The sequence below is a fragment of the Couchioplanes caeruleus genome, assembly GCF_023499255.1.
Lineage (GTDB): Bacteria > Actinomycetota > Actinomycetes > Mycobacteriales > Micromonosporaceae > Actinoplanes > Actinoplanes caeruleus_A.
In genome coordinates this window covers 5,360,962-5,386,033 of record NZ_CP092183.1, presented here as the reverse complement: position 1 = coordinate 5,386,033, position 25,072 = coordinate 5,360,962, and the positions used below count along the sequence as shown (strand labels likewise).

Annotated in this window: 27 protein-coding genes; 13 read left to right on the top strand and 14 right to left on the bottom strand. The window is 72.7% G+C overall.

The window, feature by feature from the left end:
- Window positions 1-78: 78 nt before the first annotated feature.
- The gene (locus COUCH_RS25030) at window positions 79-450 is read left to right on the top strand and encodes a helix-turn-helix domain-containing protein (protein ID WP_249607643.1); all 372 of its coding nucleotides are present in this window, start codon (window positions 79-81) and stop codon (window positions 448-450) included.
- A 23-nt stretch (window positions 451-473) separates the two neighbouring features.
- Here the strand turns inward: COUCH_RS25030 and COUCH_RS25025 are convergent, their stop codons facing one another.
- From COUCH_RS25025 to COUCH_RS25015, 3 genes are all read right to left on the bottom strand, one after another.
- The gene (locus COUCH_RS25025) at window positions 474-1,085 is read right to left on the bottom strand and encodes a ClpP family protease (protein ID WP_249607642.1); all 612 of its coding nucleotides are present in this window, start codon (window positions 1,083-1,085) and stop codon (window positions 474-476) included.
- Complete coding sequence (locus tag COUCH_RS25020) at window positions 1,082-1,708, bottom strand: ClpP family protease (protein WP_249607641.1); 627 nt, start codon at window positions 1,706-1,708, stop codon at window positions 1,082-1,084. Before COUCH_RS25020 ends, COUCH_RS25025 begins: the two co-directional genes overlap by 4 nt.
- A 266-nt stretch (window positions 1,709-1,974) precedes the next feature.
- The gene (locus COUCH_RS25015) at window positions 1,975-2,868 is read right to left on the bottom strand and encodes an alpha/beta fold hydrolase (protein WP_249607640.1); all 894 of its coding nucleotides are present in this window, start codon (window positions 2,866-2,868) and stop codon (window positions 1,975-1,977) included.
- Here COUCH_RS25015 and COUCH_RS25010 point away from each other — a divergent pair.
- The 3 genes from COUCH_RS25010 (at window position 2,806) to COUCH_RS25000 (ending at window position 5,748) form a co-directional block, all read left to right on the top strand.
- Window positions 2,806-3,936: a helix-turn-helix transcriptional regulator gene (locus tag COUCH_RS25010; protein ID WP_249607639.1), complete on the top strand. Its 1,131-nt coding sequence runs from the start codon at window positions 2,806-2,808 to the stop codon at window positions 3,934-3,936. The two genes, COUCH_RS25015 and COUCH_RS25010, sit on opposite strands and share 63 nt — an antisense overlap.
- A 167-nt stretch (window positions 3,937-4,103) precedes the next feature.
- Entirely contained in the window at window positions 4,104-4,631 is a 528-nt protein-coding gene (locus COUCH_RS25005; RefSeq protein ID WP_249607638.1) for a SigE family RNA polymerase sigma factor, read from the top strand.
- Window positions 4,612-5,748 (top strand): hypothetical protein, encoded by a 1,137-nt coding sequence (locus tag COUCH_RS25000; RefSeq protein ID WP_249607637.1) that lies wholly within the window; start codon window positions 4,612-4,614, stop codon window positions 5,746-5,748. Before COUCH_RS25005 ends, COUCH_RS25000 begins: the two co-directional genes overlap by 20 nt.
- Before the next feature lie 32 nt (window positions 5,749-5,780).
- Here the strand turns inward: COUCH_RS25000 and COUCH_RS24995 are convergent, their stop codons facing one another.
- From COUCH_RS24995 to COUCH_RS24975, 5 genes are all read right to left on the bottom strand, one after another.
- Window positions 5,781-7,295 carry a molybdopterin-dependent oxidoreductase gene (locus tag COUCH_RS24995; RefSeq protein ID WP_249607636.1) on the bottom strand — a complete coding sequence of 505 codons (1,515 nt, stop codon included), beginning with the start codon at window positions 7,293-7,295 and terminating at the stop codon, window positions 5,781-5,783.
- 76 nt (window positions 7,296-7,371) lie between these two features.
- On the bottom strand, window positions 7,372-8,613 hold the full coding sequence (locus COUCH_RS24990; RefSeq protein WP_249607635.1) for an AGE family epimerase/isomerase: 1,242 nt from the start codon (window positions 8,611-8,613) through the stop codon (window positions 7,372-7,374).
- Window positions 8,614-8,687: 74 nt separating this feature from the next.
- The gene (locus COUCH_RS24985; protein ID WP_249607634.1) at window positions 8,688-9,536 is read right to left on the bottom strand and encodes an alpha/beta fold hydrolase; all 849 of its coding nucleotides are present in this window, start codon (window positions 9,534-9,536) and stop codon (window positions 8,688-8,690) included.
- Window positions 9,533-10,396, bottom strand: coding sequence for an SDR family NAD(P)-dependent oxidoreductase (locus COUCH_RS24980; RefSeq protein ID WP_249613803.1), 864 nt, complete (start codon window positions 10,394-10,396; stop codon window positions 9,533-9,535). The genes COUCH_RS24985 and COUCH_RS24980 overlap by 4 nt, the downstream gene beginning before the upstream one ends.
- 5 nt (window positions 10,397-10,401) lie before the next feature.
- On the bottom strand, window positions 10,402-11,850 hold the full coding sequence (locus COUCH_RS24975; RefSeq protein ID WP_249607633.1) for a flavin-containing monooxygenase: 1,449 nt from the start codon (window positions 11,848-11,850) through the stop codon (window positions 10,402-10,404).
- Window positions 11,851-11,919: 69 nt separating this feature from the next.
- Here COUCH_RS24975 and COUCH_RS24970 point away from each other — a divergent pair, with 69 nt between their 5' ends.
- A complete protein-coding gene (locus tag COUCH_RS24970; RefSeq protein WP_249607632.1) occupies window positions 11,920-12,939 on the top strand; it encodes an AraC family transcriptional regulator in 1,020 nt (339 codons plus the stop codon).
- On the opposite strand, the gene COUCH_RS24965 is transcribed toward COUCH_RS24970, so the two are convergent.
- Complete coding sequence (locus COUCH_RS24965; protein WP_249607631.1) at window positions 12,893-13,192, bottom strand: DUF4873 domain-containing protein; 300 nt, start codon at window positions 13,190-13,192, stop codon at window positions 12,893-12,895. The genes COUCH_RS24970 and COUCH_RS24965 overlap by 47 nt on opposite strands.
- Window positions 13,189-13,863 (bottom strand): TetR family transcriptional regulator, encoded by a 675-nt coding sequence (locus tag COUCH_RS24960; protein WP_249607630.1) that lies wholly within the window; start codon window positions 13,861-13,863, stop codon window positions 13,189-13,191. Before COUCH_RS24960 ends, COUCH_RS24965 begins: the two co-directional genes overlap by 4 nt.
- 53 nt (window positions 13,864-13,916) lie before the next feature.
- Between COUCH_RS24960 and COUCH_RS24955 the strand changes: the two genes are divergently transcribed.
- Window positions 13,917-14,801 (top strand): AurF N-oxygenase family protein, encoded by an 885-nt coding sequence (locus tag COUCH_RS24955; RefSeq protein WP_249607629.1) that lies wholly within the window; start codon window positions 13,917-13,919, stop codon window positions 14,799-14,801.
- 25 nt (window positions 14,802-14,826) lie between these two features.
- Here the strand turns inward: COUCH_RS24955 and COUCH_RS24950 are convergent, their stop codons facing one another.
- Window positions 14,827-15,831: a hypothetical protein gene (locus COUCH_RS24950; protein WP_249607628.1), complete on the bottom strand. Its 1,005-nt coding sequence runs from the start codon at window positions 15,829-15,831 to the stop codon at window positions 14,827-14,829.
- A 174-nt stretch (window positions 15,832-16,005) separates the two neighbouring features.
- Here COUCH_RS24950 and COUCH_RS24945 point away from each other — a divergent pair, with 174 nt between their 5' ends.
- The gene (locus COUCH_RS24945) at window positions 16,006-16,587 is read left to right on the top strand and encodes a DUF6642 family protein (RefSeq protein ID WP_249607627.1); all 582 of its coding nucleotides are present in this window, start codon (window positions 16,006-16,008) and stop codon (window positions 16,585-16,587) included.
- Window positions 16,588-16,634: 47 nt separating this feature from the next.
- Window positions 16,635-17,123, top strand: a complete 489-nt coding sequence (locus COUCH_RS24940) for a cupin domain-containing protein (protein WP_249607626.1) — start codon at window positions 16,635-16,637, stop codon at window positions 17,121-17,123.
- An 81-nt stretch (window positions 17,124-17,204) separates the two neighbouring features.
- Here the strand turns inward: COUCH_RS24940 and COUCH_RS24935 are convergent, their stop codons facing one another.
- Window positions 17,205-17,642, bottom strand: coding sequence for a YunG family protein (locus COUCH_RS24935; protein ID WP_249607625.1), 438 nt, complete (start codon window positions 17,640-17,642; stop codon window positions 17,205-17,207).
- Window positions 17,643-17,711: 69 nt separating this feature from the next.
- Here COUCH_RS24935 and COUCH_RS24930 point away from each other — a divergent pair, with 69 nt between their 5' ends.
- Both COUCH_RS24930 and COUCH_RS24925 read left to right on the top strand, forming a co-directional pair.
- On the top strand, window positions 17,712-18,422 hold the full coding sequence (locus COUCH_RS24930; protein ID WP_249607624.1) for a class I SAM-dependent methyltransferase: 711 nt from the start codon (window positions 17,712-17,714) through the stop codon (window positions 18,420-18,422).
- Window positions 18,423-18,515: 93 nt separating this feature from the next.
- Complete coding sequence (locus COUCH_RS24925) at window positions 18,516-19,394, top strand: NAD(P)-dependent oxidoreductase (RefSeq protein ID WP_249607623.1); 879 nt, start codon at window positions 18,516-18,518, stop codon at window positions 19,392-19,394.
- Here COUCH_RS24925 and COUCH_RS24920 read toward each other — a convergent pair.
- Window positions 19,391-20,302, bottom strand: coding sequence for an RICIN domain-containing protein (locus tag COUCH_RS24920; RefSeq protein WP_249607622.1), 912 nt, complete (start codon window positions 20,300-20,302; stop codon window positions 19,391-19,393). The genes COUCH_RS24925 and COUCH_RS24920 overlap by 4 nt on opposite strands.
- A 90-nt stretch (window positions 20,303-20,392) precedes the next feature.
- Window positions 20,393-22,042: a serine/threonine protein kinase gene (locus COUCH_RS24915; protein WP_249607621.1), complete on the bottom strand. Its 1,650-nt coding sequence runs from the start codon at window positions 22,040-22,042 to the stop codon at window positions 20,393-20,395.
- Window positions 22,043-22,098: 56 nt separating this feature from the next.
- Between COUCH_RS24915 and COUCH_RS24910 the strand changes: the two genes are divergently transcribed.
- Genes COUCH_RS24910 through menC form a run of 3 tightly spaced genes read left to right on the top strand, consistent with a single transcriptional unit; the run spans window position 22,099 to window position 25,057 of the window.
- Complete coding sequence (locus tag COUCH_RS24910; RefSeq protein ID WP_249607620.1) at window positions 22,099-23,208, top strand: M20 family metallopeptidase; 1,110 nt, start codon at window positions 22,099-22,101, stop codon at window positions 23,206-23,208.
- Window positions 23,205-23,954 (top strand): GNAT family N-acetyltransferase, encoded by a 750-nt coding sequence (locus COUCH_RS24905; RefSeq protein WP_249607619.1) that lies wholly within the window; start codon window positions 23,205-23,207, stop codon window positions 23,952-23,954. The genes COUCH_RS24910 and COUCH_RS24905 overlap by 4 nt, the downstream gene beginning before the upstream one ends.
- A complete protein-coding gene (menC, locus tag COUCH_RS24900) occupies window positions 23,951-25,057 on the top strand; it encodes an o-succinylbenzoate synthase (RefSeq protein WP_249607618.1) in 1,107 nt (368 codons plus the stop codon). The genes COUCH_RS24905 and menC overlap by 4 nt, the downstream gene beginning before the upstream one ends.
- Window positions 25,058-25,072 lie beyond the last annotated feature (15 nt).

Genomic DNA, 25,072 nt, shown 5'->3' with positions numbered 1-25,072 from the left:
CCGGGCCGGCCGGCGGCTTCGCTCCTGGCTTAACGCCCGGGACCTCGAGAAGGCCAGGTCACGACCTAGGGTGAGCCTATGGCAGACCTGCGGCACACCGATGGTCATCGCCGGCCGCTGTTGCGGACGGTGGTCGGCGAGGTGCTGCGCCGCCGGCGGCGGGAGCAGCGCCGCACACTCGCCGAGGTGGCTCGCGACGCGAACGTCTCAGTGCAGTACCTTTCCGAGGTCGAGCGCGGCCTCAAGGAGCCCAGCTCGGAGATCGTGGCGGCGGTCTGCGACTCGCTGGGCCTCGACCTGGTCGACATGCTCGCCGAGGTGCGGCAGGACCTCACCGCCGGCCGGGCCACCGTGCTGCAGTTGGACCCCGCCCGATTGCGCCGGGCCGCTCCCGCGCCGGCCCCGATCCGACCCCGGCGCAGCGGCGACGTCATGCTGCTCGCCGCCTGATCCGAACGGGGCCTGCCCGCCTTCTACGCGCTCAGCCGGTACGCGCGGGAGGGGCGGGTGGTGATCACCCGGTCGGCCAGGCCGTAGGCGACCGCCTCCGCCGCGGTCAGCGCCATGCTGCGGTCGGTGTCCTCCCGGATCTTCGCTGTCGAGTGGCCGGTGTGGTCGGCGAGGATCCGGTCCATCTCGGCCCGCACCTTCGCCACCTCCTTCGCCTCGACCGCCAGGTCGGGCAGTGTGCCCCGGGCCTGGCTCGACGGCTGGTGCAGCGTCACCTTGGCGTGCCGCAGCACCGAGCGCTTGCCGGGAGTGCCGGCCGCCAACAGAGCCGCCGCCGCCGACGACGCCTGCCCCACGCAGAATGTCGTGACGTCACAGCGGATGAAGTTCATGGTGTCGTAGATCGCCGTGAGCGCGCTGAACGAGCCGCCCGGCGAGTTGATGTACAGCGCGATCTCCTGCTCGCCGGCCGACTCGAGGTGCAGCAGCTGGGCGATCACCACGTTGGCGACACCGTCGTCGATCTCGGTGCCGAGGAAGATGATGCGGTCGGACAGCAGCCGCGAGTAGATGTCGTAGGCGCGCTCACCGGTCGGCGTCTTCTCGACCACGGTGGGAATCGTGTACTGGCTCATGCGCTCAGCCCCATCGGCAGACGCTGCACGGTGGGGCGTACGTCGTCGACGCTGCCCAGGATGTGGTCGATCAGTCCGTACTCCCGGGCTTCTTCAGCGGTGAACCACCGGTCCCGCCTGCTGTCGCGTTCGACGGTCGCCATGCTCTGCCCGGTGTGCTCGGCGGTGAGCCGTAGCAGGGTGGTCCCGATTCGTTCCAGCTGGTCGGCGTAGATCTCCACGTCAGCTGCGGTGCCACCGAAGCCGGCGGACCCCTGGTGCATGAGAACCTGCGCGTGCGGAAGGCTGAAGCGCTTACCCGGCGTACCCGCGGTGAGCAGGAACTGGCCCATGCTCCCGGCCAGACCGAGGGCGAGTGTGCTGACGTCGTTCGGAATCAGCCGCATGGTGTCGTAGATGGCGAGCCCGGCGCTGACAGACCCGCCCGGAGAGTTGATGTAGAGGCTGATCGTTCCGAGCGGGTCCTCGGCGGAGAGCAGCAGGAGCTGCCCGCACAGCCGGTTCGCCACCGGATCGTCGACCTCACTCCCGAGCACGATGATCCGCTGATGCAGCAGCCGCGCGGCCACCTGGTCGTCGATGGACCCCGCGGTCCAGGGGCTGACCCCATGTGTCAGTTGCATGATTCCGTCTCCTCGTGCCGGGCGTCGCGGCCTCCACGATCGGCCGGGAAACGCCGGCATACCAAGGAAATCTGCTGTCAGCGGATGGCGGCGACGAACGTCCGTCAGGAGGGACGCCTATGCGCACCACCGGAGGCGGACGCACTCCGGCGCACGCCACTGCGGGCTGGCGCTGACGCCACCAACCCGCAGCGCGAGGGGAATGACCAGCGACTACGAACCGCGAGCCCTCAGCCGGACCGTGCAGCGGATGTACTGCTGGAGTGTCAGGCGGGATCCCGCTGGTCCAGCCACGTCAGCATCGCCGCGGTCGTTTCCTGCGGCTTCTCCTGCTGGATCCAATGACCGCAGTCCAGACTGACCACTTCCGCATTCGGCACGAATTCCGTCAGTCTCTCCGACCTCGCGACCGTGTCGCGGTCGCCGTAGATCATGAGCGTGGGCTGCCGGATGACCGGGTCCACGTCCGCCAGCAGGCGCCAGTTGCGGTCCAGGTTTCGGTACCAATTGATTCCGCCCGTGAACCCTGTCGATTCGAAGGCCGAGACGAAGACAGCCAGTTCGTCGTCACTCATGACGGGCTCACCCCGTGGAGTTTCCGCCCTGGCGAGGTTGATCAACGCATTGCCCGGCTCAGGCTCCGCGAAGGGTACGTTCTTCCGGTACAGGTTCCGGATGAACTGGAACGTGTTCTCCTGGAACACGGCGTCCGCGACGCCCGGCTGCCGGTTGAAGTGGACGAAATAGAAGTCGCTGCCGAGCACGGCTTCCATGCCCTCGATCCAGGGGATGTCTCCGCGCACGAGGTACGGCAGACTCAGGTTGATCACCTTGTTGACCCGGTTCGGGTGCAACAGGGTCAGGCCCCAGACGACGGCTGCGCCCCAATCGTGACCGACGAACGTGGCATCGTCGTATCCGTAGTGATCGAGGAGGGCGACGAGGTCACCCGACAGGTGGGCGATGTCGTAGTCGGTGACTTCGGTCGGGCGGGACGAGGTGCCGTAACCGCGCTGGTTCGGGACGATGACGTGGTAGCCCGCTGCCGCGAGAGCGGGAATCTGATGGCGCCAGGAGAAGGCGTGCTCCGGCCAGCCGTGACAGAGCACGATGGGCTTCTCCGCGTTCTGCCGGCCGGCTTCGAAGACTTCGAGTTCCACACCGTTGACCGAAACGCGGGTGGGCCGAGGAAAGTCGATTGTCATGCCGGCATCCTGCCGACCGATACCGGTCACCTCTTGACCGGTTTTAACGGAAGTGTTGTCGGAGTGCGAGCCGACCGGTTGATGGCCATCCTTTTCCTGCTGCAACGCCGCGAGCAGGTGACAGCAGCGGAAGTCGCCCGAGAGTTGGAGATATCCGAGCGCACCGCCCGCCGCGACCTCGACGCCCTGGGCATGGCCGGTGTGCCCGTGTACTCCGTGCAGGGCCGGGGCGGCGGCTGGCGCCTCGTGGGCGGCGCCCGCACCGACCTGTCCGGGTTGACCGCGGGGGAGGCCCGCGCCCTGTTCCTGGTCGCCGGCCCTGCCTCGGCTGTGACGCCGGCGGTGAAAGCGGCGCTGCGCAAACTCGTCCATGCCCTGCCGCAGCCGTTCCGCGTGCAGGCGGAGGCGGCGGCGGCGTCGCTGGTCATGGACCCCCACCAATGGGGGTGGAGCCGGGTCGAGCCCCGGCCACCCCGCTTCCTCGACGAAGTCCAGGACGCGGTGATCCGCGGCGTCCAGGTCCGCCTCGGCTACGTCGACCGGGAAGGCACCGGAACCGAGCGAACCGTGCACCCGCTCGGCATCGTCGCCAAAGGCGCGGCGTGGTACCTCGTCTCCGGCACCGAGGCCGGCCGGCGAACTTTCCGGATCGACCGCGTGTCGTCCGTCGACCCGACCGGCGATCCCGTGCACCGGCCCGATGACTTCGACCTTGCCGAGAGCTGGCGCGCGATCGCGGACGAGGTCGACCGCAGACGAACACCCGTCGCGGCCCGGGCGGTGTGCGCGCCTGAGGAGACAGGCATGCTCCGGATGGCGTTCGGCGGTCGGCTCGAGGTGGGAGGTTCCACGACCGACGGCCGCATCGAGGTCGTGATCCGCGGCAGCGACGAGGACATTCTCGCCGGCGAGCTTGCCGGGCTGGTCGAATGGGTCGAGGTGACCGGTCCTCCGAGTGTGCGGGACCGCCTCGCCTCGATCGGCAGCGCGCTCGTCGAGCGATACGGCTCAGACGGGCACTGACGTCGTACGGCAGAGCGCGAGGTGCCATCGCCCCGGCGAATTCCGGCACGACGCTGCGACGACGAGGCCGGGGCTTGGAAGTGAGCCGGGCCGAAAAAGTTGGACCCGGTGTGCAACCCTTCGCCGGCCGGCGCGCCTCTAGGTGGCGACGAAGGGAGCACTACCGAGTGGATGCCGAAGACGACGAGGGCTTTCGCGAGTTCGTCCGGGTCCGGTTCGAGCCGCTGCGCGCTCTCGCGTACGTGACCTGCGGTGATTGGCAGGCTGCCGAGGATGCGGTTGCCGGCGCGTTGGCCAAGCTTTATCTGCGGTGGAACAAGGTGAGCACGCCTGAGGCGTATGCCCGGACCATGGTGATTCGGGCTGCGATCGGGGAGAAGCGGCGGCCGTGGCGGCGGGAGCGGTCGGCTGGGGACGCCCTGCCCGACGTGCCGGTACGGGACCGGTCCGGTGACGTCGATGAACGCCTGCGGTTGCATGCCGCCCTGCTTCGAGTGCCGCCCCGGCAGCGCGCGGTTCTGGTGCTGAGGTTCCTCGAGGGCCTCAGCGTCGGGGAGACCGCGGAGGTCCTGGGGTGCCGGAGCGGCACCGTCAAGAGCCAGAGCTCGCGGGGACTGGACACGTTGCGGGCCGTGCTGGCCGCCGAGGACATCACCCTGCGCGAGGAGGAGGACCATGTCCTATCACGTTCGTGACGTGCTGGAATCGGCGCGGGATTCCGCACCTGCGCCGCGTACCAGCACCGATGACATCATTGCCCGGGCCGGGCGGATCCGTACCCGTCGCCGCCTCGCCGCGGCTACCGGCGCCGGGGCTGCCTGCCTGGCGATCGCGGTAGCGGCGGTGTCCGGCCTCGGATCCGCGCCGGCCACCCGGCAGGCGGCCGGGCAGTCCGCGGCGCAGCCCGGTGGGATCACGCTGCCGGCCGGCTTCACCACCGTCTTCGGCGACGCGCGGGCCGGTGAGTACCGGATCGGGCCGGCGGGCGAGGTGACGTCCGGCTACCAGGAGGTGCCGGTCTACCGCGAGGGCGCCACCTGGCCCGGTGACGACGGCAAGGACTATCCGCTGGTCGACGGCATGATCACCGTCTACCGGCCGGGCGTCTACGACCCGGACAGCTTCCGGCGGGCCGGGTCGCGGACCAAGCTGGGCCCCGAGTTCACGGTCACGGTCGCCGGCCGGCCCGGCGTCGGCCACAAGGTCACGTACGCCTCGGCCATGGTGAACATGCCCGGCTCCCCGTCGGCGAGCCCGTCGTTCGACCCGGCGGGCGGCTTCACGCGGGTGGCGCTGGCCTGGGAGTACGAGCCCGGCGCCTGGGCCACGTACGTCCCCGGCGACGCGCAGGTCAACCAGAGCACCGAGGACGCGGTGGCGGTCGCCGAGGCGCTGAGCGTGGTGCCGGAGCGGCCGGTGCGGGCGCCGTACCGGTTCGGCTACCTGCCCGCGGGCTGGCAGCCGATCGCGGTGACCGAGACCGACGCCGACCTGAGCACCACGGTCTCGGAGCTGTACCTGCACGACGGCCCGCTGGCGGACAAGGACCGGGCCGCCGTGGTGGACGAGGTCACGCCGCGGACGGTGAAGATCTTCGTCTCCCGGAGCACCCTCAAGGACGAGGCGATCCGCGGCAAGAAGGGCGTCCACTGCTACGAGCAGCCGGTGTGCACCCGGGTCCTGGGTGACTACTTCATCCAGGTCGACGGGATGTTCAGCAACGCCCTGCCGGCCACGGAGGTCAGGAAGATCGCCGAGGGGCTGAAGCCGGTCGACGTGACGGACCGGGACGCCTGGGTGCCGGTGAAGTAGAGACGCGCAGGGGCGGCACGCGGTCGGGACGATCAGATGCGGGCGTTGATCGCCTGGTAGCCGGAGTCCTCCCGGGTGCCGCCCATGCCGTCGCCCACCGTGCGGTAGTCGGCGATCCACTCCACGGAGCGTACGTACTTGACCATCTTGTACCCGTGGATGGACTCCACCCGCAGCCGCAGCGGGGCACCGAAGGTCCACGGCAGCGGCTGGTCGTTCATCGACCAGGCGAAGATGGACTCGTCCTCCAGGCAGTCCGCCAGCGGGATGCAGGAGTAGTACGGCTCGAGCGGCCGGTCCCCGTGCATCTTCTGCGCCGTCCCGAACGAGGTGACCAGCAGGTACCGGGCGTCGGCCGGCCGCTCACCGCCCAGGGCCATGACGTCGGCGACCTTCGGGCCCTTCCACTTGGCGATGCCCGTCCAGCCCTGCATGCAGGTGTGCATGGTGATCTGCTCCTGCTGGGGCAGCGCCCTGAGCTGGTCGAACGTCACGGTCACCGGGTTGTCGGCCGGCCCGATCCGCAGGACGTAGTCCTGGAACCCGTTCGCGGCGAGCGCGTGCCACTCGGGCGACTCCTCCGGCGTGGGATGTCTGCCGTTGCTCCAGTGGTACGGCGAGATGTCCTTCTCGGTGTACGTGCCCGCCTCGCGGGTGCGCGGGTGCATCCGGTTGACCGTGACCGCCCGGATCGGCTCGAGCAGGCGGAACAGGAACCGCTGGGTGGCCCGTACGTCGCGGATGCTGAGGTAGCTGATCGCGATCCAGGCGGCGACCACCAGGAGCGTCGCCAGCACCATGACGGTCGTCGCCTGCGCCACCCGCGCCGGGTCGTACGAGCCGAAGACCATCTGCGTGACGTTGTGGTCGCGGTGGACGATGAACACCAGCGCGATGTGCATGACCATGAAAGCGGTCAGGAACACCATTCCGAGGAAGTGGATGGAGCGCGCCGCCTGCCGGCCACCGAAGATCTTCGGGTACCACGGGTACCGGCCGATCACCGCCGGCGACATGACGGGCCCGGTGGCGATCATCAGCGGGGCGGCGACGAAGACGACCGTGAAGTAGAGCAGGTGCTGCAGGGCGTCGTACGGGGTGAAGTGCTCGATGCTCGGCACCCCGAACCCGGCGTAGATCTTCAGCGACTCCCAGGCCTGCGGGACGAGGTCCCAGGACGTGGGCACGATCCGGCGCCACTCGCCGGTGAGGAACAGCAGGCCGACGTACGCCGCCCCGTTGAGCACCCAGAGGACGGAGACGAGCCCGTGCCAGTGCCGGCCCAGCCCGATGTTCCTCGCCCCGGGCAGGGCCAGCCAGCTGGGCAGCGACGACTCGTCGTCGCGGGCCATGAACGCGCCCTCCTCGGGCGGCACGACCCGCTTGGTGAACTTGATCCACTCGGTGCCCGGCCCGCAATCGTTGCGCCAGTAGAACCGGGGGTGCGTCGCGATGATCTGCCAGCCGGACCGGATCAGCAGTCCCATGAGGAAGAAGTTGATCAGGTGGCTCGCCCGGAGCCAGATCGGGAAGTCGAACTCGGGCATCAGGCAAGCCTCCTGCACAGCTCGTGTCGCACGGACCGTGTCGTTCCACCCCAGGACACTCTAGCGACGGATCCGCTCACGCACTGCCGCTGCCGGCCTGCCCCAGGTGCTCGTCCACGGCCGTCGCCAGCATCGGCCACAGCGGCACCCGGGCTCCGAGCGTCGCCTGGAAGGCGTGGTACAGGTCCGCCTTCCCGGGCCAGACCGTCGCCGTCGGCCGGTTCGCCGGGTCCAGCTGGTGGAACCAGGAGCCGTGCTCGTGGTCGATCAGGTACGCCTCCGTGTAGTCCCACCACGTGCGGTACCAGTCCGCGTACGCCTGTTCCCGGGTGTACGCGTGCAGCGCCGCCGCCGCGTTGATGCCCTCGGCCGCCACCCAGTGCATGCGGTCGCGGACGACGGGGCGGCCCGTCCAGTCGGTCGTGTAGACGAAGCCGGGGTTCCCGTCGACCGCCCAGCCGTCGGCGACGGCCCGGTCGAAGAGGTTGCGGGCGGCGGAGGCGAAGAAGGACGGGTCGCCCACGGTCGGGGCGGACGCGGTGTGCAGCAGCAGGCGGGACCACTCGAGGCCGTGGCCGATCGTCGCCCCGTACGGCTTGAAGGCGTGGTCCGGTTTGTCGATGTTGTAGTCGGGCTGGGGCGTCCACGTGGCGTCGTAGTGCTCGGGGATGCGCCACCGGTGGTCCGAGGCGGCGGCCACGACGAAGCGGCAGATGCGCACGGCGCGGTCGATCCAGGCGCGGTCGCCGGTCACGCTCGCCACGGACAGCATCGCCTCGACGGTGTGCATGTTGGCGTTGATGCCGCGGTAGTCGTCGAGGATGCTGAACGCGGTGTCCCACGTGTCGACGCACATGCCGGCCTTGTCGTCCCAGAAACGGTCCAGGAAGACCTGCGACGCCTCCGCGAGCAGGTCGTCGGCGCCGGGCAGGGCGGCCTGCACCCCGGTGGACGCGGCCAGCAGCACGAACGCGTGGTCGTAGCAGCTCTTGCCCGGCTCCGCGGTGCCGTCCTCGGCGACCGAGGAGTGCCAGCCGCCGTGTTCGGCGTCGCGCAGCCGGCCGGTGAGCCCGGCCATCGCCTGGGCCGCGATCCGGCCGGCGCCGGGCACGCCGAGCAGCGCGCCGATGCCGTACACGTGGGTCATCCGGCAGCTGATCAGCGCCGAGGTGGGCCGGCCCGGCTCGGGTTCGCCGCGGTCGTCGAGCCAGCGGGCGCCGCCGCCGGGGTCGGCGGTGCGGCGCCCGAAGGCGAGCAGGTCGCGGCTGTGCTGGTCGAGCCAGCGGTGGTGGGCGGGACTGGTCGGCCAGACGGACATGTCGATCACTCTAGGTCAGGCCGCCGTACCGTCCGACGGCCGCCGTCCCGGTGCCCGCCGGGTGGCCTGCTCGGTTAAGCGGGGTGCTCGGAGCGGGCCGTGAGGAACAGCCGGGCCAGGTCGGCGAACTCGTCGGCGCGTTCGATCTGCGGCATGTGCCCGGTGTCGGGGAACAGGTGGGACCGGGCGTCGGGGAACGCCGCCTGCGCCGCGGCGAGGTGCGTGGCCGGCAGGATGAGGTCCCGGTCGCCCCAGATCAGCAGCGTCGGGCGGGGGTGCTGGGCGACTCCCGCGAGCAGCTCGTCGCGCCACGGCCGCCGGATGCCGCGGAAGCCGCCGAGCGCGTGCGCGGTCTCCAGGAACACCTGGGCGTACCCGGGGCGGGCTGCCACGCGCAGCGCGAACTCGACCCGTTCCGGGGTGACGAGCGCCCGGTCGACGAACAGGCTGCGTTCGACCCGGCGTGCCGCCTTCGCGTCCATGCGCCGCATCAGGCGCCGGCCGAGGCCGGGGACCGCCAGAGCGCGCAGGAAGAACGCCACCTCCTTGCCGAAGCCGGCGCTGTTGACCAGCGTCAGCGTCGCCACCCGGGCGGGCGCGGTGACCAGCAGCTGCATCGCGACCGCGCCGCCGAGCGAATTGCCCATGACGTGCAGCGGCCGCCGCTCGTCCAGCGCGTCCACGGTGGCCAGCACGCCGTCGGCCAGCGAGGCGAGGGTGATCGGCCCGGGCATCCGGTCGGACAGGCCGAAGCCGGGCAGGTCCACGCTGATCACCCGCCAGCCGTCGGACAGCCGCTCGTGCTGCGGCAGCCAGTCCTCCAGGCTGCGCCCGATGCCGTGCAGCAGCAGGATCGGCGGGTTCGCCGGGTCGCCGCTCTCGTGCACGCGCACGGCGGCGCCGCGTACGGTCAGATGCCTCATCGGGTCACCCGCGCCCGGGTCCTGCCGCCGCGCGCGGCCGCCTCGGTGAGCCGGTTGAGCACGCGCAGGTGCGAGCCGGGCAGCAGCCGGGCGAGCAGGTCCGGGACCTTCGCGCTGACGGCGACCAGGACCCGGCCGCGGCGGCGCCGCACGCCCTCCAGGATGTCGGCCGCGGCCTTCTCCGGCGGGTACGTCAGCAGCGCGGCGAACTTGCGCTGCTCCCTCTCCACCTCGTCGGGGGACGCGGCGGCGGCCGCGCGGGCGCTCTCGGCGATCCGGGTACGGACCCCGCCGGGGTGCACCGTCGTCACGCCCACCCCCGACTCGAGCAGTTCGCTGCGCAGCACCTCGCTGAGCCCGCGCAGCGCGAACTTGCTGGAGCTGTACGCCGACTGTCCCGGCGGGGCGATCAGGCCGTAGAGGCTGGAGACGTTGACGAGGTGCGAGCCCGGCTCGGCCTTCAGCGCGGGCAGCAGGTGGTGGGTCAGCAGCATCGGCGCGGTGAAGTTGACCGCCATGACCCACTCGAACTCACTCACGCTGACCTGGTCGAAGCGCCCGCCGAGGGCGACGCCGGCGTTGTTGACCAGCAGGCCGAGCCGCGGGTGCCGCTCCCGGACGCCGGTCGCGGCGGCGATCACCGCCTCGCGGTCGGCGAGGTCGACCACGAGCGACTCGACGGTCCGGCCGGGGTGCGCCTCTCGGATCGCCTCGGCGACGGCGTCCAGGCGCAGCGCGTCGCGGTCGATCAGGACCAGGTCGCTGCCGCGCCCGGCGAGGCCGTGCGCCAGCTGCTCGCCGATGCCGCTCGCGGCGCCGGTCACGACCGCGGTCCGGCCGGTGAAACGGTACGGGGTCAGGCGCGTCAACGGATCTCCTCGAGGACGGGGGCGGGGGTACGGCTGAACGTCATGTCCCGGCGTACATCGGCGCGGGGCGTGGTGAGCACGTCGAGCAGGTAGTTCTGCCGGACGGTCCACGGGTCGCGGTCGCCCTGCCGCGGGAAGCTGTCCAGGGCGCGCTGCACGTACCCGGAGGTCAGGTCGAGCAGCGGGCGCCGGGGTCCGGGCTTCTCCTGCGGCGTGGCCGTGGTGTAGCGGTGCTTGTCCATGTACGCGAGCAGCCGGCACACGTACCGGTGGGAGAGGTCGGCGCGCAGCGTCCACGACGCGTTGGTGTAGCCGATGCAGTACGCGAAGTTCGGCACGCCGCTGAGCATCACGCCGCGGTAGGCGACGGTCTTGCCGGGCTCGACGGGCGTGCCGTCCACGGTCAGCTGCACGCCGCCGATGGGCAGCAGCGACAGCCCGGTGGCGGAGACCACGACGTCGGCCTCGAGCACCCGCCCGTCGGTGAGCCGGATCCCCTCGGGCACGAACCGGTCGATGTGGGCGGTGACCACCGAGGCGCGGCCGGCCTTGATCGCCTGGAACAGGTCGCCGCTGGGCACCACGCACAGCCGCTGGTCCCACGGCTGGTACGCCGGCGTGAAGTGCTCGTCCAGGTACGCCGGGTCGTCCAGGTGGTACAGGGCGAAGCGCCGCAGCAGGGCCTTGACGCGCTCGGGGCGCCGCCGGGCGAGCTGGTAGAAGCCCTGCGACAGCAGGATGTTCTTGGCGCGGACCACCTTGTGCGCCGCGCGGGAGGGCAGCCAGCGGCGCAGCTTGTCGGCCACCGGGTCGCGCTCGGGCAGCACGGTCATGTACGTGGGGGAGCGCTGCAGCATCGTCACGTGCCCGGCGGTGGTGGCCATCGCGGGCACCAGCGTCACCGCGGTCGCGCCGCTGCCGATGACGATCACCCGCTTGCCGGCGTAGTCCAGATCCTCGGGCCAGAACTGCGGGTGCAGATGCGTGCCGCGGAAGTCGTCCAGCCCCGCGAAGTCCGGCTGGTAGCCCTGCGCGTAGTCGTAGTAGCCGGCGCAGGCGTACAGGAAATTGCAGGTCAGGACGCCTTGGCTGGTGGTTACCGTCCAGTGGCCGTCGGCCCATGCGGCGCTCAGGACCTTCGTGTCGAAGCGGATGTGCGGCATGATGCCGCCCTCCTCCGCGGTCTCCTGGATGTAGCTGCGGATCGCGTCGCCCGGGGCCATGGACTTCTCCCCCCGCCACGGCCGGAACGGGTAGCTCAGCGTGAACATGTCCGAGTCCGAGCGCACCCCGGGGTAGCGGAACAGGTCCCAGGTGCCGCCGATCGCGGAGCGGGCCTCGAGGATGGCGTACCTGGTGCCGGGCCGCTCGCGCTGCAGCCGCCAGGCCGCGCCGATCCCGGACAGGCCGGCGCCGATGATGAGGACGTCGAAGTGTTCGGCCATGCGTCCAGTGTTCGCCCGGACGCCGGGAGCCACTTGCCTTTGCGCGACAGCGATTTATCCTCTTGCGACATGGAGTCGGTGGTGCGGGCCGCGGGCCTGCGCGGACTGCCCGCGCTGGTGGACAGCCTCGGCGGGGACGGCGCGGAGCTGCTCGCCCGCTTCGGCGTCACCTGCGCCGCGGTGGAGTCCGACGACGCGGTGATCCCGTCGGCCGCGGCCGGGCTGCTGCTCGAGGTGGCCGCGGCGGAGCTCGGCTGCCCGGATCTCGGCCTGCGCCTGGCCGGCCTGCAGAACGCGTCCGTGCTCGGGCCACTGGCGCTCGCGATCGAGAACTCGGCCACCTTCGGCGAGGCCCTCGAGATCACCCGCCGGTTCCTGTTCGTGCACAGCCCCGCCCTCACGGTCTCGCAGATCCCCGACCCGTCGGGCCGGCCGGGCGTGACGGGCCTGCTCTACCGGGGTACGGACGCCGAGCCGCTCCCGCCGCAGGTCGCCGACGTGGGGCTGGGCCTGTTCCACCGGATCATCGTGCTGCTGCACGGCGGGCCGTACGGGCTGCGCTCGGTGCACCTGCCGCACGCGGCGCTGGCCCCGGTGGAGGCGTACACCCGCTTCTTCGGCGCCGAGGTGCGCTTCGGCCGGCCGGACGCGGTGCTGCGGGTGCCCGCCGGGCTGGCCAGCATGCCGGTGCGCGGCGGCAACCAGGTGCTGCGCGACATCGCCCTCGACTACATCACCAGCCATTTCCCGGCGCCCGGGCAGAGCGTGGCCGACCGGGTGCACCTGCTGCTCGCCCGGTCGCTGGGCTCCGCGCCGGTCGAGGTGGCGGCGATCGCCCGGATGCTGCGTACCCACCCGCGCACCCTGCAGCGGCGGCTGGCGGCCGAGGGCAGCACATTCGACGCGATCCTCGACGACGTGCGCCGGGCCGCCGCGTACCGGCTCGTGACCCAGACCGACCTGCCGTTCACCCAGGTCACGGCGATGGTCGGGCTGACCGAGCAGTCGGCGCTGAGCCGGGCGGTGCGCCGGTGGTACGGGGTCACGCCCCGGCAGCTGCGCTCCACGGCGGCCGTCCGGTCCCGGTGAGGCGTACGCCGCCCCACGGGTCGGGCTCGCCCAGCCGCGCCGGCGCCTCGCGCTCGCCGATGCGTACGGTCACCTCCCGCGCGCCGGAGCGCAGCTGCGCGCTCAACGTCTCGTCGGGCTCGGCCCGCCCGCCCCAGCGGTAGCGTCCCTCGACCGGCTCGAACCGTACCGAGAGCCGGACCTTGACGGTGACCGCCGCCTCCCCGGCCCGGATGACGGCCTCGCCCCGGTATTCCTCGTCGCTGTCGCTCACAGTCCCGTCGCCGCCAATCCGCCCGGTGTGTCGGCGGCCGTCCGGATGCCGGTGACGCCGCCCCAGAGAAACGTGGTCACGTAGGTCGCCAGCGCCTCGCGGCTGATCGGCTGCTGGTGCCGCAGCCACCAGTCGCCGACCGTCTGGACGTAGCCGACGATGCCGTACGCCCACGGCAGCGCCGGCCCGGAGTCGAGCCCGAGCGCGCGCAGCCGGTCGCCGAGGATCCGCGCGAGGCCGCTGGCGACGGTGTCGATCGCGTCGGCCACCACGTCGCGCTCGCGGGCGATGCCGCGCTGGTGCACCACGAACCGGTACAGGTGCGGGTCCGCCTCGATGTACGCCAGGTACGCGTCGATCGCCGCGGCCACGACGTCGCGCTCCTCGCGTACGGCGGCCACGGCCGGGGCGACGGCCTCGACCACCGCGGTGGCGGCCCGGCGCCCGACGGCCTCCCACAGACCCGATTTGTCCTGGAAGTAGCGGTAGAGCACGGGCTTGCTGACCCCGGCGTGCGCGGCGACCGCATCGATGCCCGGCTCGGGGCCGAGCTCGCGGATCGCCTCGATGACGGCGTCGACGAGATCCTCGCGGCGGCGCTCGCGATGGTCGGCCCAGCGTTTGCTGCGCCCGTCCGGGGATGTGTTGACGCCCGGGTCCGTGGAGTTCATAGTACGACAAGTAGCTGTTACTTCCGGTAACGTCAACCCCTGCGGAGGCAGACGTGGTCCTCTCCGACCGTTCCCAGACCGCGACCCGGCTTCTGCGCTCGTCGGCGTCGCACTCGTACGACCCCGAGGTGGAGATCGACTGGGACGCGCCGCTGCGGCCCGACGCCTTCTTCGCGCCCCCGCACCGCTCGTCGCTGTACGGCACCCCGCTGTGGGACGGCCTGAGCCTCGAGCAGCGCCGCACCCTGACGAAGCACGAGGTCGCGAGCATCGCCAGCCTCGGCGTCTGGTTCGAGACGATCCTCATGCAGCTGCTGCTCCGCGAGTACTACCGGCAGGACCCGACCGCCCCGCACGCCCAGTACGCGCTCACCGAGGTCGCCGACGAGTGCCGCCACTCGGTGATGTTCGGCCGCATGATCGAGAAGCTGGGCTGCCCGGTCTACCGGGTCGGCGCGTTCGACAACGGCCTCGGCAAATGGATCGCCGCGACCGCCACCGGCCCCCGCATGTACGCCGCCATCCTCATCGCCGAGGAGATCCTCGACGCCCTGCAGCGCGAGGCGGCCGCCGACGAGAGCCTGCAGCCGCTGGTGCGCATGGTGTCGCGCATCCACGTCATCGAGGAGGCCCGGCACGTGCGCTACGCCCGCGAGGAGCTCGCCCGCCAGGTCCGCGCGGCCGGGCGCAGCCGGCTCGCCCACGACCGGATCATCATCGCGCGGGCGGCGTACCTGACCGGGCGGCGGCTCATCTCGCCGGAGGTCTACCGGTCGGTGGGCATCGACCCGCGCGTGGGCGCGCGGGCGGCACGGGAGAATCCGCACTTCCGGGAGACGATGCGCTGGGCGGGGGAGAAGGTCGTCGCGTTCCTGAAGGACCTGGACCTGATCGGCGGCCCCGGCATGGCCCTGTGGCGCCGCTCCGGCCTGCTCTGACCGGCGCGGCGCCCCCGGCACCGGCTCAGGCGGTGAACTTCAGGTACTGCCAGGAGCCGGTCGCCGCCGCGTTCGTCGCGTCGCCGGCGAAGGTGGAGCGCAGCCGCCAGCGCATGCCCGTGGTGTGCGAGCCGACCAGCTCCACCCCGCCGATGCTGTCGCCGTTGAGCGTGAAGCAGGGCTTCGTCATGACCGTACGCCAGGCCCCCGACACGTACGCCTGCCCCTGGAAGCCGTAGCAGCCGCCCGGGCGCGCCGGCAGGATGCGGGTGAGCAGCAGGGGGTTCACGCTGCGGTGGTAGAGCTTGTACTTGCCCGACGAGCGGTACTGGCGGTCCATGACCTCGGAGATCTGCGCACGGGCGGTCGCCGAGGTGCTCACCGTGCGGGGCAGGTACCACTGGTCGCCCGCGAAGGACGCGCTGAAGGTCGTCCGGCGGGTGATGCGGTACGTGGCGGTGACCGTACCCGAACCGCATTTGATCGTGACCTTGGTGCCGCCCGCCGGCGTCGCCTGAAGACAGACCGTGCGCACGTCGTGGGTCGTCCCCAGCTTCGCCGTGACCGTGGCGGCCGCCTTGTACGCGTACGTCGAGGCGTTGCGGGTGACGCTCAGCTGGGCCGCCCGGCGCGACACCGTGACCGTGACCTGCCGGCTCGCCGGCCCGTACGTGTCATCGCCCGCCCAGCTCACCGTGTACGTGTTGACGCCGCCCACCGGGGGCTGGTCGTGGACGGTGAAGGCGCCCGCCGCGTCCGCCGTGACCGCAGCGAGGGGGTGCGAGCCGGCCAGGTCCTGACGGGTGACGCTCAGCGAGACCGCGCCCGCCGAGAGCGTGCCGGTCAGCGTCAGCGACCCCAGCCGGGCCACGGTCGCGGGCGCCTGCAGCGAGAGCGACGCCGGGTCGCCGGCCGCCGCGAGCGTCGCCCGCCCGCCGGTCCCGGGAGCCGCCGACGCCGCGACGGGTGCGGTCAGCGCGGCCGCGCCCCCGGCGGCGACCACTGCGAGCCAGGCCCAGCCCTTGTTCAACAACCTCTGACCTCCCGTACGGCGCCGGGCGGATCCCGGCGGCGAACCGTGCCGTCGGCAGGTCGGGCCGATATGTGAGCATTGTCAGGCTTCATGTGTCCCGGGCCACCGCGATCCGCGGCGTCGGCTAGCGTCGTCGGGTCGGCGATGATCGGCGTCGCGGCGCGAGGGGGAATGGTGGCCAAGCCCGGGGGAGTGTTCTGCGTCGAGGGGCAGTGGGAGGACGACCTCACCGAGCGGGGTTCCGTCCTGCCCACCCTCGAGCTGCTCGAACGCCTCGGCAGCATCCGCTTCATCCACCGCGACACCGCCACCATCGAGGAACTGCACTACTACCTCGACACCTGGCTGTCCCGCAAGTACCAGGACTTCAAGGTCGGGTTCTTCGCGCTGCACGGCCAGCCGTCCCAGCTCTGCCTCACCGCCAAGACCACGGTCGAGCTGGACGAGATCGCCGCCTGGATGTCCGGGCGCTGCGCCGGCCGCACCCTGTACTTCGGCAGCTGCTCCGTGCTGCGCGCCTCCGACCGGGTGCTCAAGGAATTCCTGCACGAGACCAAGGCCGCGATGCTGTGCGGCTTCACCAAGGCCATCGACTGGGTGGAGTCGGCGGCCTTCGAGACGGTGGTGCTGAACGCGCTGGTCAACGGCGGGCGCATCGACAGCGTGGAACGGCTCGTCCGCTCCGGCCGGTGGGCCGCCCTCGCCGAGCACCTCGGTTTCCGGGTCGTCTACGCCAACGGCCGTACCGGCTGACCGCCGGCGGGGCCGCGCGGCGGGGCCGTCCGGGGCATGATGGGCCGGTGACCTACCCACCTCCGCTGTACCACGGGGACGAGGGCGAGATCAGCGCCGCCTACCGCCCGGACGGCACCGCGCCGGAGCTCGTCTACCCCAACGGCACCCGCGTGCACTACCTGTCCACCGGCGCCTCGACCGGCGGCCTGTTCGGCCTCTACCGCTGGGAGTGCGGGCCGGACGTGACCGGGCCGGACCCGCACTTCCACCACTCGCTGACCGAGTCCTTCTACATCCTGTCCGGCACCATGCGCATCTACGACGGCCGCCGCTGGATCGACGCCGAGCCCGGCGACTACGTCCACGTACCGGCCGGCGGCATCCACGGCTTCAAGAACGAGTCCGGCAAGCCGGCATCGATGCTGCTGCACTTCTCCCCGGGCGCGCCGCGGGAGGGCTACTTCGAAGGGCTGGCCCGGGTGGCGGAGATGTCCGACGAGGAACGGACGGCGTTCTACCTCGAGCACGACAACATCTGGGTTCCCAAGAGCTGACCACACCGCGTCACGGCAGGAACGGGTGCCAGCCCCGGACGCTGACCACGGTGACGCCCGGCGTTGTCGGCCCCGAGCGTCTCAGCTTCCGGGCGCGCAGTTCCTGACCTCGTCGTTCCGCAGTGCGGCGAGGACGCGCTGCCGCAGGATGTCGTACTGCCGGCGGCAGCGGCGGGGAGCGTCCGGCGGGCGGTGCTGCACCTCGCCTCCCACGACGACCTCACCGGGGTGGAACTGGCCGGCGGTGAGGTCCACCTCGCGGCCGTCGGGCAGCCGGTTCCAGTAGTGGTGCCCGACCCGGGCGCCCCCGGCGAAGACCTCGCCGAGGACCAGCTCTCCGCCGAGCAGGTCCTGCACGACCAGCGCGGTCACCCCGCACTGGCCGCGGGCCGGGTTGCCGGGGTGCCAGTCCGGCAGGTCGTGCGGGTCGCAGGTGTCCGCTCCCCAGCCGGCTCGCACCACCGGGCGCAGCCGTTCCAGGTCGGTCATCGCCGGGCCCTCCTCACTCGTCACGCTCATCGGACGTCACCGGTGAGCGTGGGCCCTCGACCTGGTCGAGGGTCAAGGGACGGAAGGTAGGCTCGGCCGGTGTTCTCGCCACAGGGCCCGACTCTGCGCGAGCTCGGCGTCCAGGCGCTGTCCTCCGTGGAGCGCGGCTACGACCTCCTGGCCCCGAAGTTCGACCACACGCCCTTCCGGACGTCCGACGGCATCATCGAGGCGAGCGTGCAGGTGCTGTCCGGGCTGGCCCCGTTCGGCGACGGGCTGGACGTCTGCTGCGGCACGGGCGCGGGCCTGACAGCGCTCGGCTCCCTGTGCCGCGGCCGGGTCACCGGCGTGGACTTCAGCGCCGGCATGCTCGCGCGGGCGCACCTGGCCCACCCGGATGCCACGCTGGTCCGGGGCGACGTCCGCGCGCTGCCGTTCACCGGCGGCTTCGACCTCGCGGTCACGTTCGGGGCGCTCGGGCACTTCCTGCCCGCGGAACGCCCGGCGCTGCTCGCGGGCGTACGCCGTGCGTTGCGGCCCGGCGGACTCTTCGCGTTCCCGATCTGGGCGCCGCCGCCGGTCGCCTCGGTCGACCACTGGGCGATGGCCGGGTTCGACCTGGCGATGCGGGTGCGCAACGCCGTGTGGCGCCCGCCGTTCGTCATGTACTACCGCACCACCGGGTTCCGCGCCCTCCGCGCCGACCTGACGGCGGCCGGCTTCACCGTGGCATCGCGCGCCCTGACCACCCTGGGGCAGGCCCGCGACGGTACGCCCCGGTTCTGGCTGGTCCTCGCCCGCAGACCCTGAGCGGGTACGGCGGTGTGCGACCGTGACCGCCGCAGGCCGCCGCCGCGGAATTGGCTGGTGCCCGGAGGCGGCGGGCGTGGTTACCGTACGGCCATGGCGGACAGCAAGATCGTCGGGTTTCTCGGGCTCGGGGTGATGGGTGAGCCGATGGCGCTCAACCTGGCCCGTGCCGGCACCCCGCTGCTGGTGTGGACCCGGGACCCGCACCGGTGCGAGGCCGTACGCGACGCCGGCGCGACCGTCGCGGCGAGCCCGGCCGAGGTCCTGCACCAAGCCGGTGTGGTGCTGATGATGCTCGCGAACGGCGAGGTGATCGACGCCGTGCTGGGCCGCGGGACGCCGGCTTTCGGCGCGGTCGCCGGGCGGCTGCTGGTCCACATGGGTACGACCGCACCCGAGTATTCGCGCGGCCTGGCCGGCGACGTGGCCGCCGCCGGGGGCCGGTACGTGGAGGCCCCGGTGTCCGGCTCGCGCAAACCCGCCGAGGCGGGGCAGCTGGTGGCGATGCTGGCCGGGGAGGCCGCGGACGTGGCCGAGGTACGCCCGCTGCTGGACCCGATGATCCGCGACGCGGTGGAGTGCGGGCCGGTGCCGCAGGCGCTGCTGATGAAGCTCGCCGTCAACCTGTACCTGATCAGCATGGTGACCGGGCTGGCCGAGGCGTACCACTTCGCCGAGCGGCACGGCCTGGACCTGGCGCGGCTCACCGCGGTGCTGGACGCCGGCCCGATGGCCAGCGACGTGTCCCGGGTGAAGGCCGCGAAGCTGCTCGGCCGCGACTTCGCCGTGCAGGCCGCCCTGCAGGACGTGCTCTACAACAACGAGCTGATCGCCGCCGCCGCACGGCAGGCCGGGATCGCCTCGCCGGTGCTGGACGCCTGCCACGCGCTGTACGCGGAAGCGGTCGCCCTCGGCCACGGCACCGACGACATGGCAGCCGTCGTGAAAGCTCTCGAGGAGCGGGACGGCTAAGGGAGCGTCCAGGACTGCGACGCGGCGCCGGTGCACGGGGACACCGTGGCGGTGCCACCGGCCGAGCCCGGGTCGGTGAGGCACTGCCCGGTCGCCGGGTTCACCAGCGAACTGTCCGGCCCGGCCCGCCACTGGGCGCTCTCGCGGTCGTCGCAGCGTACGGTTCGGACCTCGGCGTCGGCGGTGACCTGGGCGCAGCGTCCCGCGACCCGCAGGGTCCCGTCGGTGGCCAGGGTGAACGACTGGTAGCTGACCCCGCTGCATCCGCTCACCTGCACGGGGCTGCCGTCGAGCCCGAGCAGGCCGCCGAGCGCGAGGCAGCGGCCGCCGGCCGCGGTGACCGCACCGGTACGGTCCGCCGCGGGCGGGGGCGCGAGCGTGGCCGAGGGGGCGGCGGCCGACGTCGGCGTCGAGACCGTGGCCGCCGGCGGGACGGCGTCCGGACGCGACGAGGACTCCGTGCGAGCCGAGGCTGTGCCGGACGGGCGCGGGGTCCGGCCCGCGGACGCGGAGGCGCGTTGTGAGGCCGGGGCGTTGCCCAGGGAGCCGGTGACGCCGGGGGCGGGCAGCGTCGCCTGTGTCTCCGGCAGCGGTGGCTCGTCGTCGCCGCCCGTACCGAGCAGCACGAAGGCGGCCGCCACCAGTGCGAGCACGAAGACTCCACCGAGGACGATGAGCCGCTGCCGCATCGGGCTGATGCCGCGCCCGGGCGGCGGGGGCGCGGCGGCCGGGGCGGCCGCGGGCTCCTCGGGCGCCGGGTCCTCGTCGGGCAGCATGGCCGTCTCCGGCCAGGTCTCCTCCGGACGGTCCACGGGGGCCGCGGGCTCGGTGCTGCCCGGCTCGGTCCTGATGTACGGGCGCACCAGCACCGGATCCTGCCGCTGCAGCTCGTCGTCCTCGTCCGCCATGTCGTTCCCGCCTCGCTGTCCGCCCGCCGGCCGGTACGTCAAGATACGCGAAACCCGGCCGCAGAGATCATTGCGGCCCCGGACGGGCGGCTACAGCGAGCGGATCTGCGCGTCGGCGAACAGCACGTCGCCCTCGCCGTACTCCGGGTCGCCGTTCACGCCGAGCATCACCCGGCCGGCGACCAGCGCCGGGTCGGTGACCGGCGCCTGGAAGGCGGGCTGCGCGTCGACCGCCACGGTGGCGACCCGGCCGCGCAGCTCGATCCCGATCCGGTGCTTCGCGCCGACGGTGAAGGCCGGTGCGGCCACGGTGGTCAGCGTGGTCTCGTCGTTGTCGTCGACGAGCTCGAGCTTGACCGTGCCCTCGCACGCCGACAACAGGTAGCCGCTGCGCCCGGTCCAGCGGAACCAGACCAGCCCGCAGCTGCCCCGCTTGCTCAGCGTCACGTCGGCCGTGATGCTCTGGTCGCCGGCGAAGGTGTCGCTGGGCCCGGGGCAGTGGAACTCGCCGAGGTCGCCCGAGCGCATCCGCAGGCCGTCGGCGGTGAAGGTGCAGGAGGCCTGATCACCGGAGACGGCGTACCACTGGCCGGGCCGGTCGAGCGGGTCGATCACCGAGGGACCGCGGACCTGACGCGGTGCCGGCGGCGCCACGGACATCTGCTGGACCGGACCCGTGTCGTCGCCGGAGGCGCCGCCGTTCACGAGGTGCATCGTCAGGACGAGGCCGAGCACCGCAGCCACCACGGCACCGGCCGCCAGCGGGATGAGGTGCCGGCGCCGCCGCCGTCGGGGTGGGGCGTCGGTGAGCGTACGGGTGGCCCGCCGCCGTCGCTGGTCCCCGGTGGAGTGCCGTCCCGAGTGCTGCACGGCCTCGGCGGCGTGCCGCAGCTCCGGGCGCTGCGCGAGGCCCAGCGCCTCCTGCGGCCCCGCGGCGAGCAGCATGTCGAGCAGCTCGTGGGCGGTCGGCCGCTCGGCGGGGTCCTTGGCCAGCGTCAGCGCCACGAGGTCGCGCAGCGGCGCCGGCAACCCCGCCAGCTCGGGCGGCTGGGTGAGGATGCGCGCGGCGGTGGCCGCGGGGGAGTCGGCGGCGAACGGCGTACGGCCGGTGCCCGCGTACGTGACGACGGCGCCCCACGCGAACACGTCGGCGGCCGGCCCGGTGGCGCGGCTGTCGGAGTCGAAGCGCTCCGGGGCCATGTACGCGACCGTGCCCACCATCTGATCGGTGCGCGTGTGGGCGCTCGTCACCTCCAGCGCCCGGGCGATGCCGAAGTCGATGACCTTCGGGGTGCCGAGGGAGAACAGCACGTTGCGCGGCTTGAGGTCGCGGTGGATGACGCCGGCGCCGTGGATCGCCGCGATCGCGGTGGCCACGCCGACGGCCACGCTGTGCAGGTTGCCCGCGGTCAGCGGCCCGTGCTCGCCGACCACCTCGGCGAGGCTGGGCCCGTCGACGTACTCGACCACGAGGTAGGGCGTGGGGTGCTCGGGGTCGGCGTCGAGCACCTCGGCGGTGCAGAACGGGGGCACCTGCCGGGCGCGGCTGACCTCGCTGCGGAACCGGGCGCGGAACTCGTCCTCGTACGCATACTCGGGCCGGATGACCTTGACGGCGACCAGCCGGCCGCTCGCGTCGCGGGCCAGGAACACCGTGCCCATGCCGCCCTCGCCGAGCCGGGACAGCAGTTCGTACCCACCCAGTTGCCGTGGGTCACTGGAGCGGAGGGGTCTGGTCACCGCGACGTCCGTCCTGAGACGCGGGCAGCCATGGGGACGAACACTACACTCAGGCCGTGGAGCGTACCGATGACCTGCTGCCCGGGCTGCTCGCCGACATCGAGGAGCTGGTGCGGTGCGAGTCGCCGTCGGTGGATCCGGAGGCGCTGGCCCGCAGCACCGAGGTCGTCGCCGCGCTGGGGGAGCGGCGCCTGGGCGAACGCCCCGAGCGGGTGGAGGCCGGCGGCCGGGTGCACCTGCGATGGCGCTTCGGTTCCGGTCCGCGCCGGGTGCTGGTGCTCGGTCACCACGACACCGTCTGGCCGATCGGGACGCTGCTGACCCACCCGTACGCGGTGAGCGACGGCGTCCTGCGCGGGCCCGGCTGCGTCGACATGAAGGCCGGGCTGGTCCTGGCGATGCACGCGATCGCCGGGCTGTCCTCACGGGCCGGCCTGACCCTGCTGGTGACCTGCGACGAGGAGCTGGGCTCACCGACCTCCCGGGCGCTGGTGGAGGGCGAGGCCGCCGGCTGCGCCGCGGCCCTGGTCCTGGAGGCGGCCGGGCCCGGCGGCGCGCTCAAGACCGAGCGCAAGGGCGTCTCCCGTTATCGGGTACGCGTGCACGGCCGCGCCGCGCACGCCGGGCTGGAGCCGGAACGCGGCGTCAACGCCACCGTGGAGCTGGCCCACCAGGTGCTGGCGCTGGCCGCGCTCGCCGATCCCGGGCTCGGCACCACGGTCACGCCGACCCTGCTCAACGCCGGTACGTCGGAGAACACCGTGCCGGCCGCCGGGGAGGTCGCGGTGGACGTCCGCGTCCGGGACCTGGCCGAGCAGCAGCGTGTCGACGAGGCCGTCCGCGCCCTGCGCCCGCTGCTGCCGGGCGCCCGGCTCGAGGTGCTCGGCGGCCCGAACCGCCCGCCACTGGAACCGTCGGCGTCGGCGGCCCTGTTCGCCCGCGCCGTCGCGCTGTCCGCGCGGCTGGGCCTGCCCGAGCCCACCGCCGCGGCCGTGGGCGGCGGGTCGGACGGCAACTTCACCGCGGGCATCGGTACGCCGACCCTCGACGGGCTCGGCGCGGTCGGCGGCGGCGCCCACGCCGACGACGAGCACGTGCTGGTCGCGGCGCTGCCGCAGCGGGTACGGCTCGTGGCCGCCCTGATCGAGGAGGCGCTGCGAGCGTGAGCATCGAGGTGCGTACGGTGTCCGAGCTCGCCGACCTCGCGGCGGCCGACCGGCTGCTGGCCGACATCTGGAACGACGAGCCGGGCGGCGTGCTGCTGGGCGCCGAGCTGCTGCGGGCCCTCGCCAAGTGCGGCAACTACGTCGCGGCCGCGTACGACGGCACCGCCCTGGCCGGAGCCTGCGTGGGCTTCTTCGGTCCACCCGGGCGGCGCGAGCTGCACAGCCACGTCGCCGGCGTGGCCCCGGCCGCGATGGGCCGCGCGGTCGGGTACGCCCTCAAGCACCACCAGCGCGCCTGGGCCCTGGACCGGGGTGCCGCGCTCATCAGCTGGACGTTCGACCCGCTCGTGGCCCGCAACGCCTACTTCAACCTGGCGAAGCTCGGCGCCGCCCCGGTCGAGTACCTGCCGGACTTCTACGGCGTCATGCACGACCGGATCAACGGCGACGAGGAGTCCGACCGGCTCCTCGTGCACTGGGATCTGCTCGGCGGCGCCCCGCTGCGCGACGACACGGCCGGTGGGGTGGTCGCCCTGGGTCGCTCGGCCGAGCGTGGTTCGCTCGACGGCGAGAAATTGCTGGTCGCCGTGCCGCAGGATGTGGAGGGGCTGCGCCGCAGCGATCCCGCCGCCGCGCGCCGGTGGCGGGTCGCCGTCCGGGACACCCTGACCGCCCTGCTGGCCGGCGGCGCCCGTTTCACCGGGTTCGACCGGTCCGGCTGGTACGTGCTGAGGAGGCCCTCGTGAAGCTGGAAGGCGTCGAGCTGCGCCGCGTCGCCATGCCGCTGGTCGCGCCGTTCCGCACCTCGTTCGGCACCGAGACCACCCGCGACGTGCTGCTCGTCCGCGTGGTCACCGGCGAGGCCGAGGGCTGGGGCGAGTGCGTGGCCATGGCCGACCCCCGCTACTCGCCGGAGTACGCCGAGGCGGCCGCGGACGTGCTGCGGCGCTACCTGGTCCCGGCGCTGGCGGCTGCGCCGCGCCTGGACGCGTACGCGGTGGCGCCGGCGCTGGAGCAGTTCAAGGGGCACCGCATGGCGAAGGCGGCGCTGGAGACCGCGGTCCTCGACGCCGAGCTGCGTGCCGAGGGCCGGTCGTTCGCGCGTGAACTCGGCGCGGTCCGCGACCGGGTGCCGTGCGGCGTCTCCGTGGGGATCATGGCGTCGATCCCCGAGCTGCTCGACGCGGTCGGCGGCTACCTCGACGCCGGTTACGTACGGATCAAGCTGAAGATCGAGCCCGGCTGGGACGTCGAGCCGGTCCGCGCGGTACGGGAGCGCTTCGGTGACGACGTGTTGTTGCAGGTGGACGCGAACACCGCGTACACGCTGGCGGACGCGCGGCACCTCGCCCGGCTGGACCCGTTCGGGCTGCTGCTGATCGAGCAGCCGCTCGACGAGGAGGACGTGCTGGGCCACGCCGAGCTGGCGAAGCAGATCCGCACCCCGGTGTGCCTGGACGAGTCGATCACGTCGGCCCGTACCGCCGCGGCGGCCCTCACGCTCGGCGCGTGCGCGATCGTCAACGTCAAGCCCGGCCGCGTCGGCGGTTACCTGGAGGCGCGGCGCATCCACGACCTGTGCGCGGCGCACGGGATTCCGGTGTGGTGCGGCGGCATGCTCGAAACCGGTCTCGGCCGGGCGGCCAACGTGGCCCTCGCCGCGCTGCCCGGCTTCACCCTGCCCGGTGACACCTCGGCCTCGGACCGCTACTTCGCGACCGACCTGACCGCGCCGTTCGTGCTCGAGAACGGTCACCTGCCGGTGCCGGCCGGCCCGGGGCTGGGCGTCGAACCGCTCGCCGAGGTGCTCGAGGCCGTGACGACCGCCACCCAGTGGCTGCCTCTGTAGAGATTTCCTGCCCCG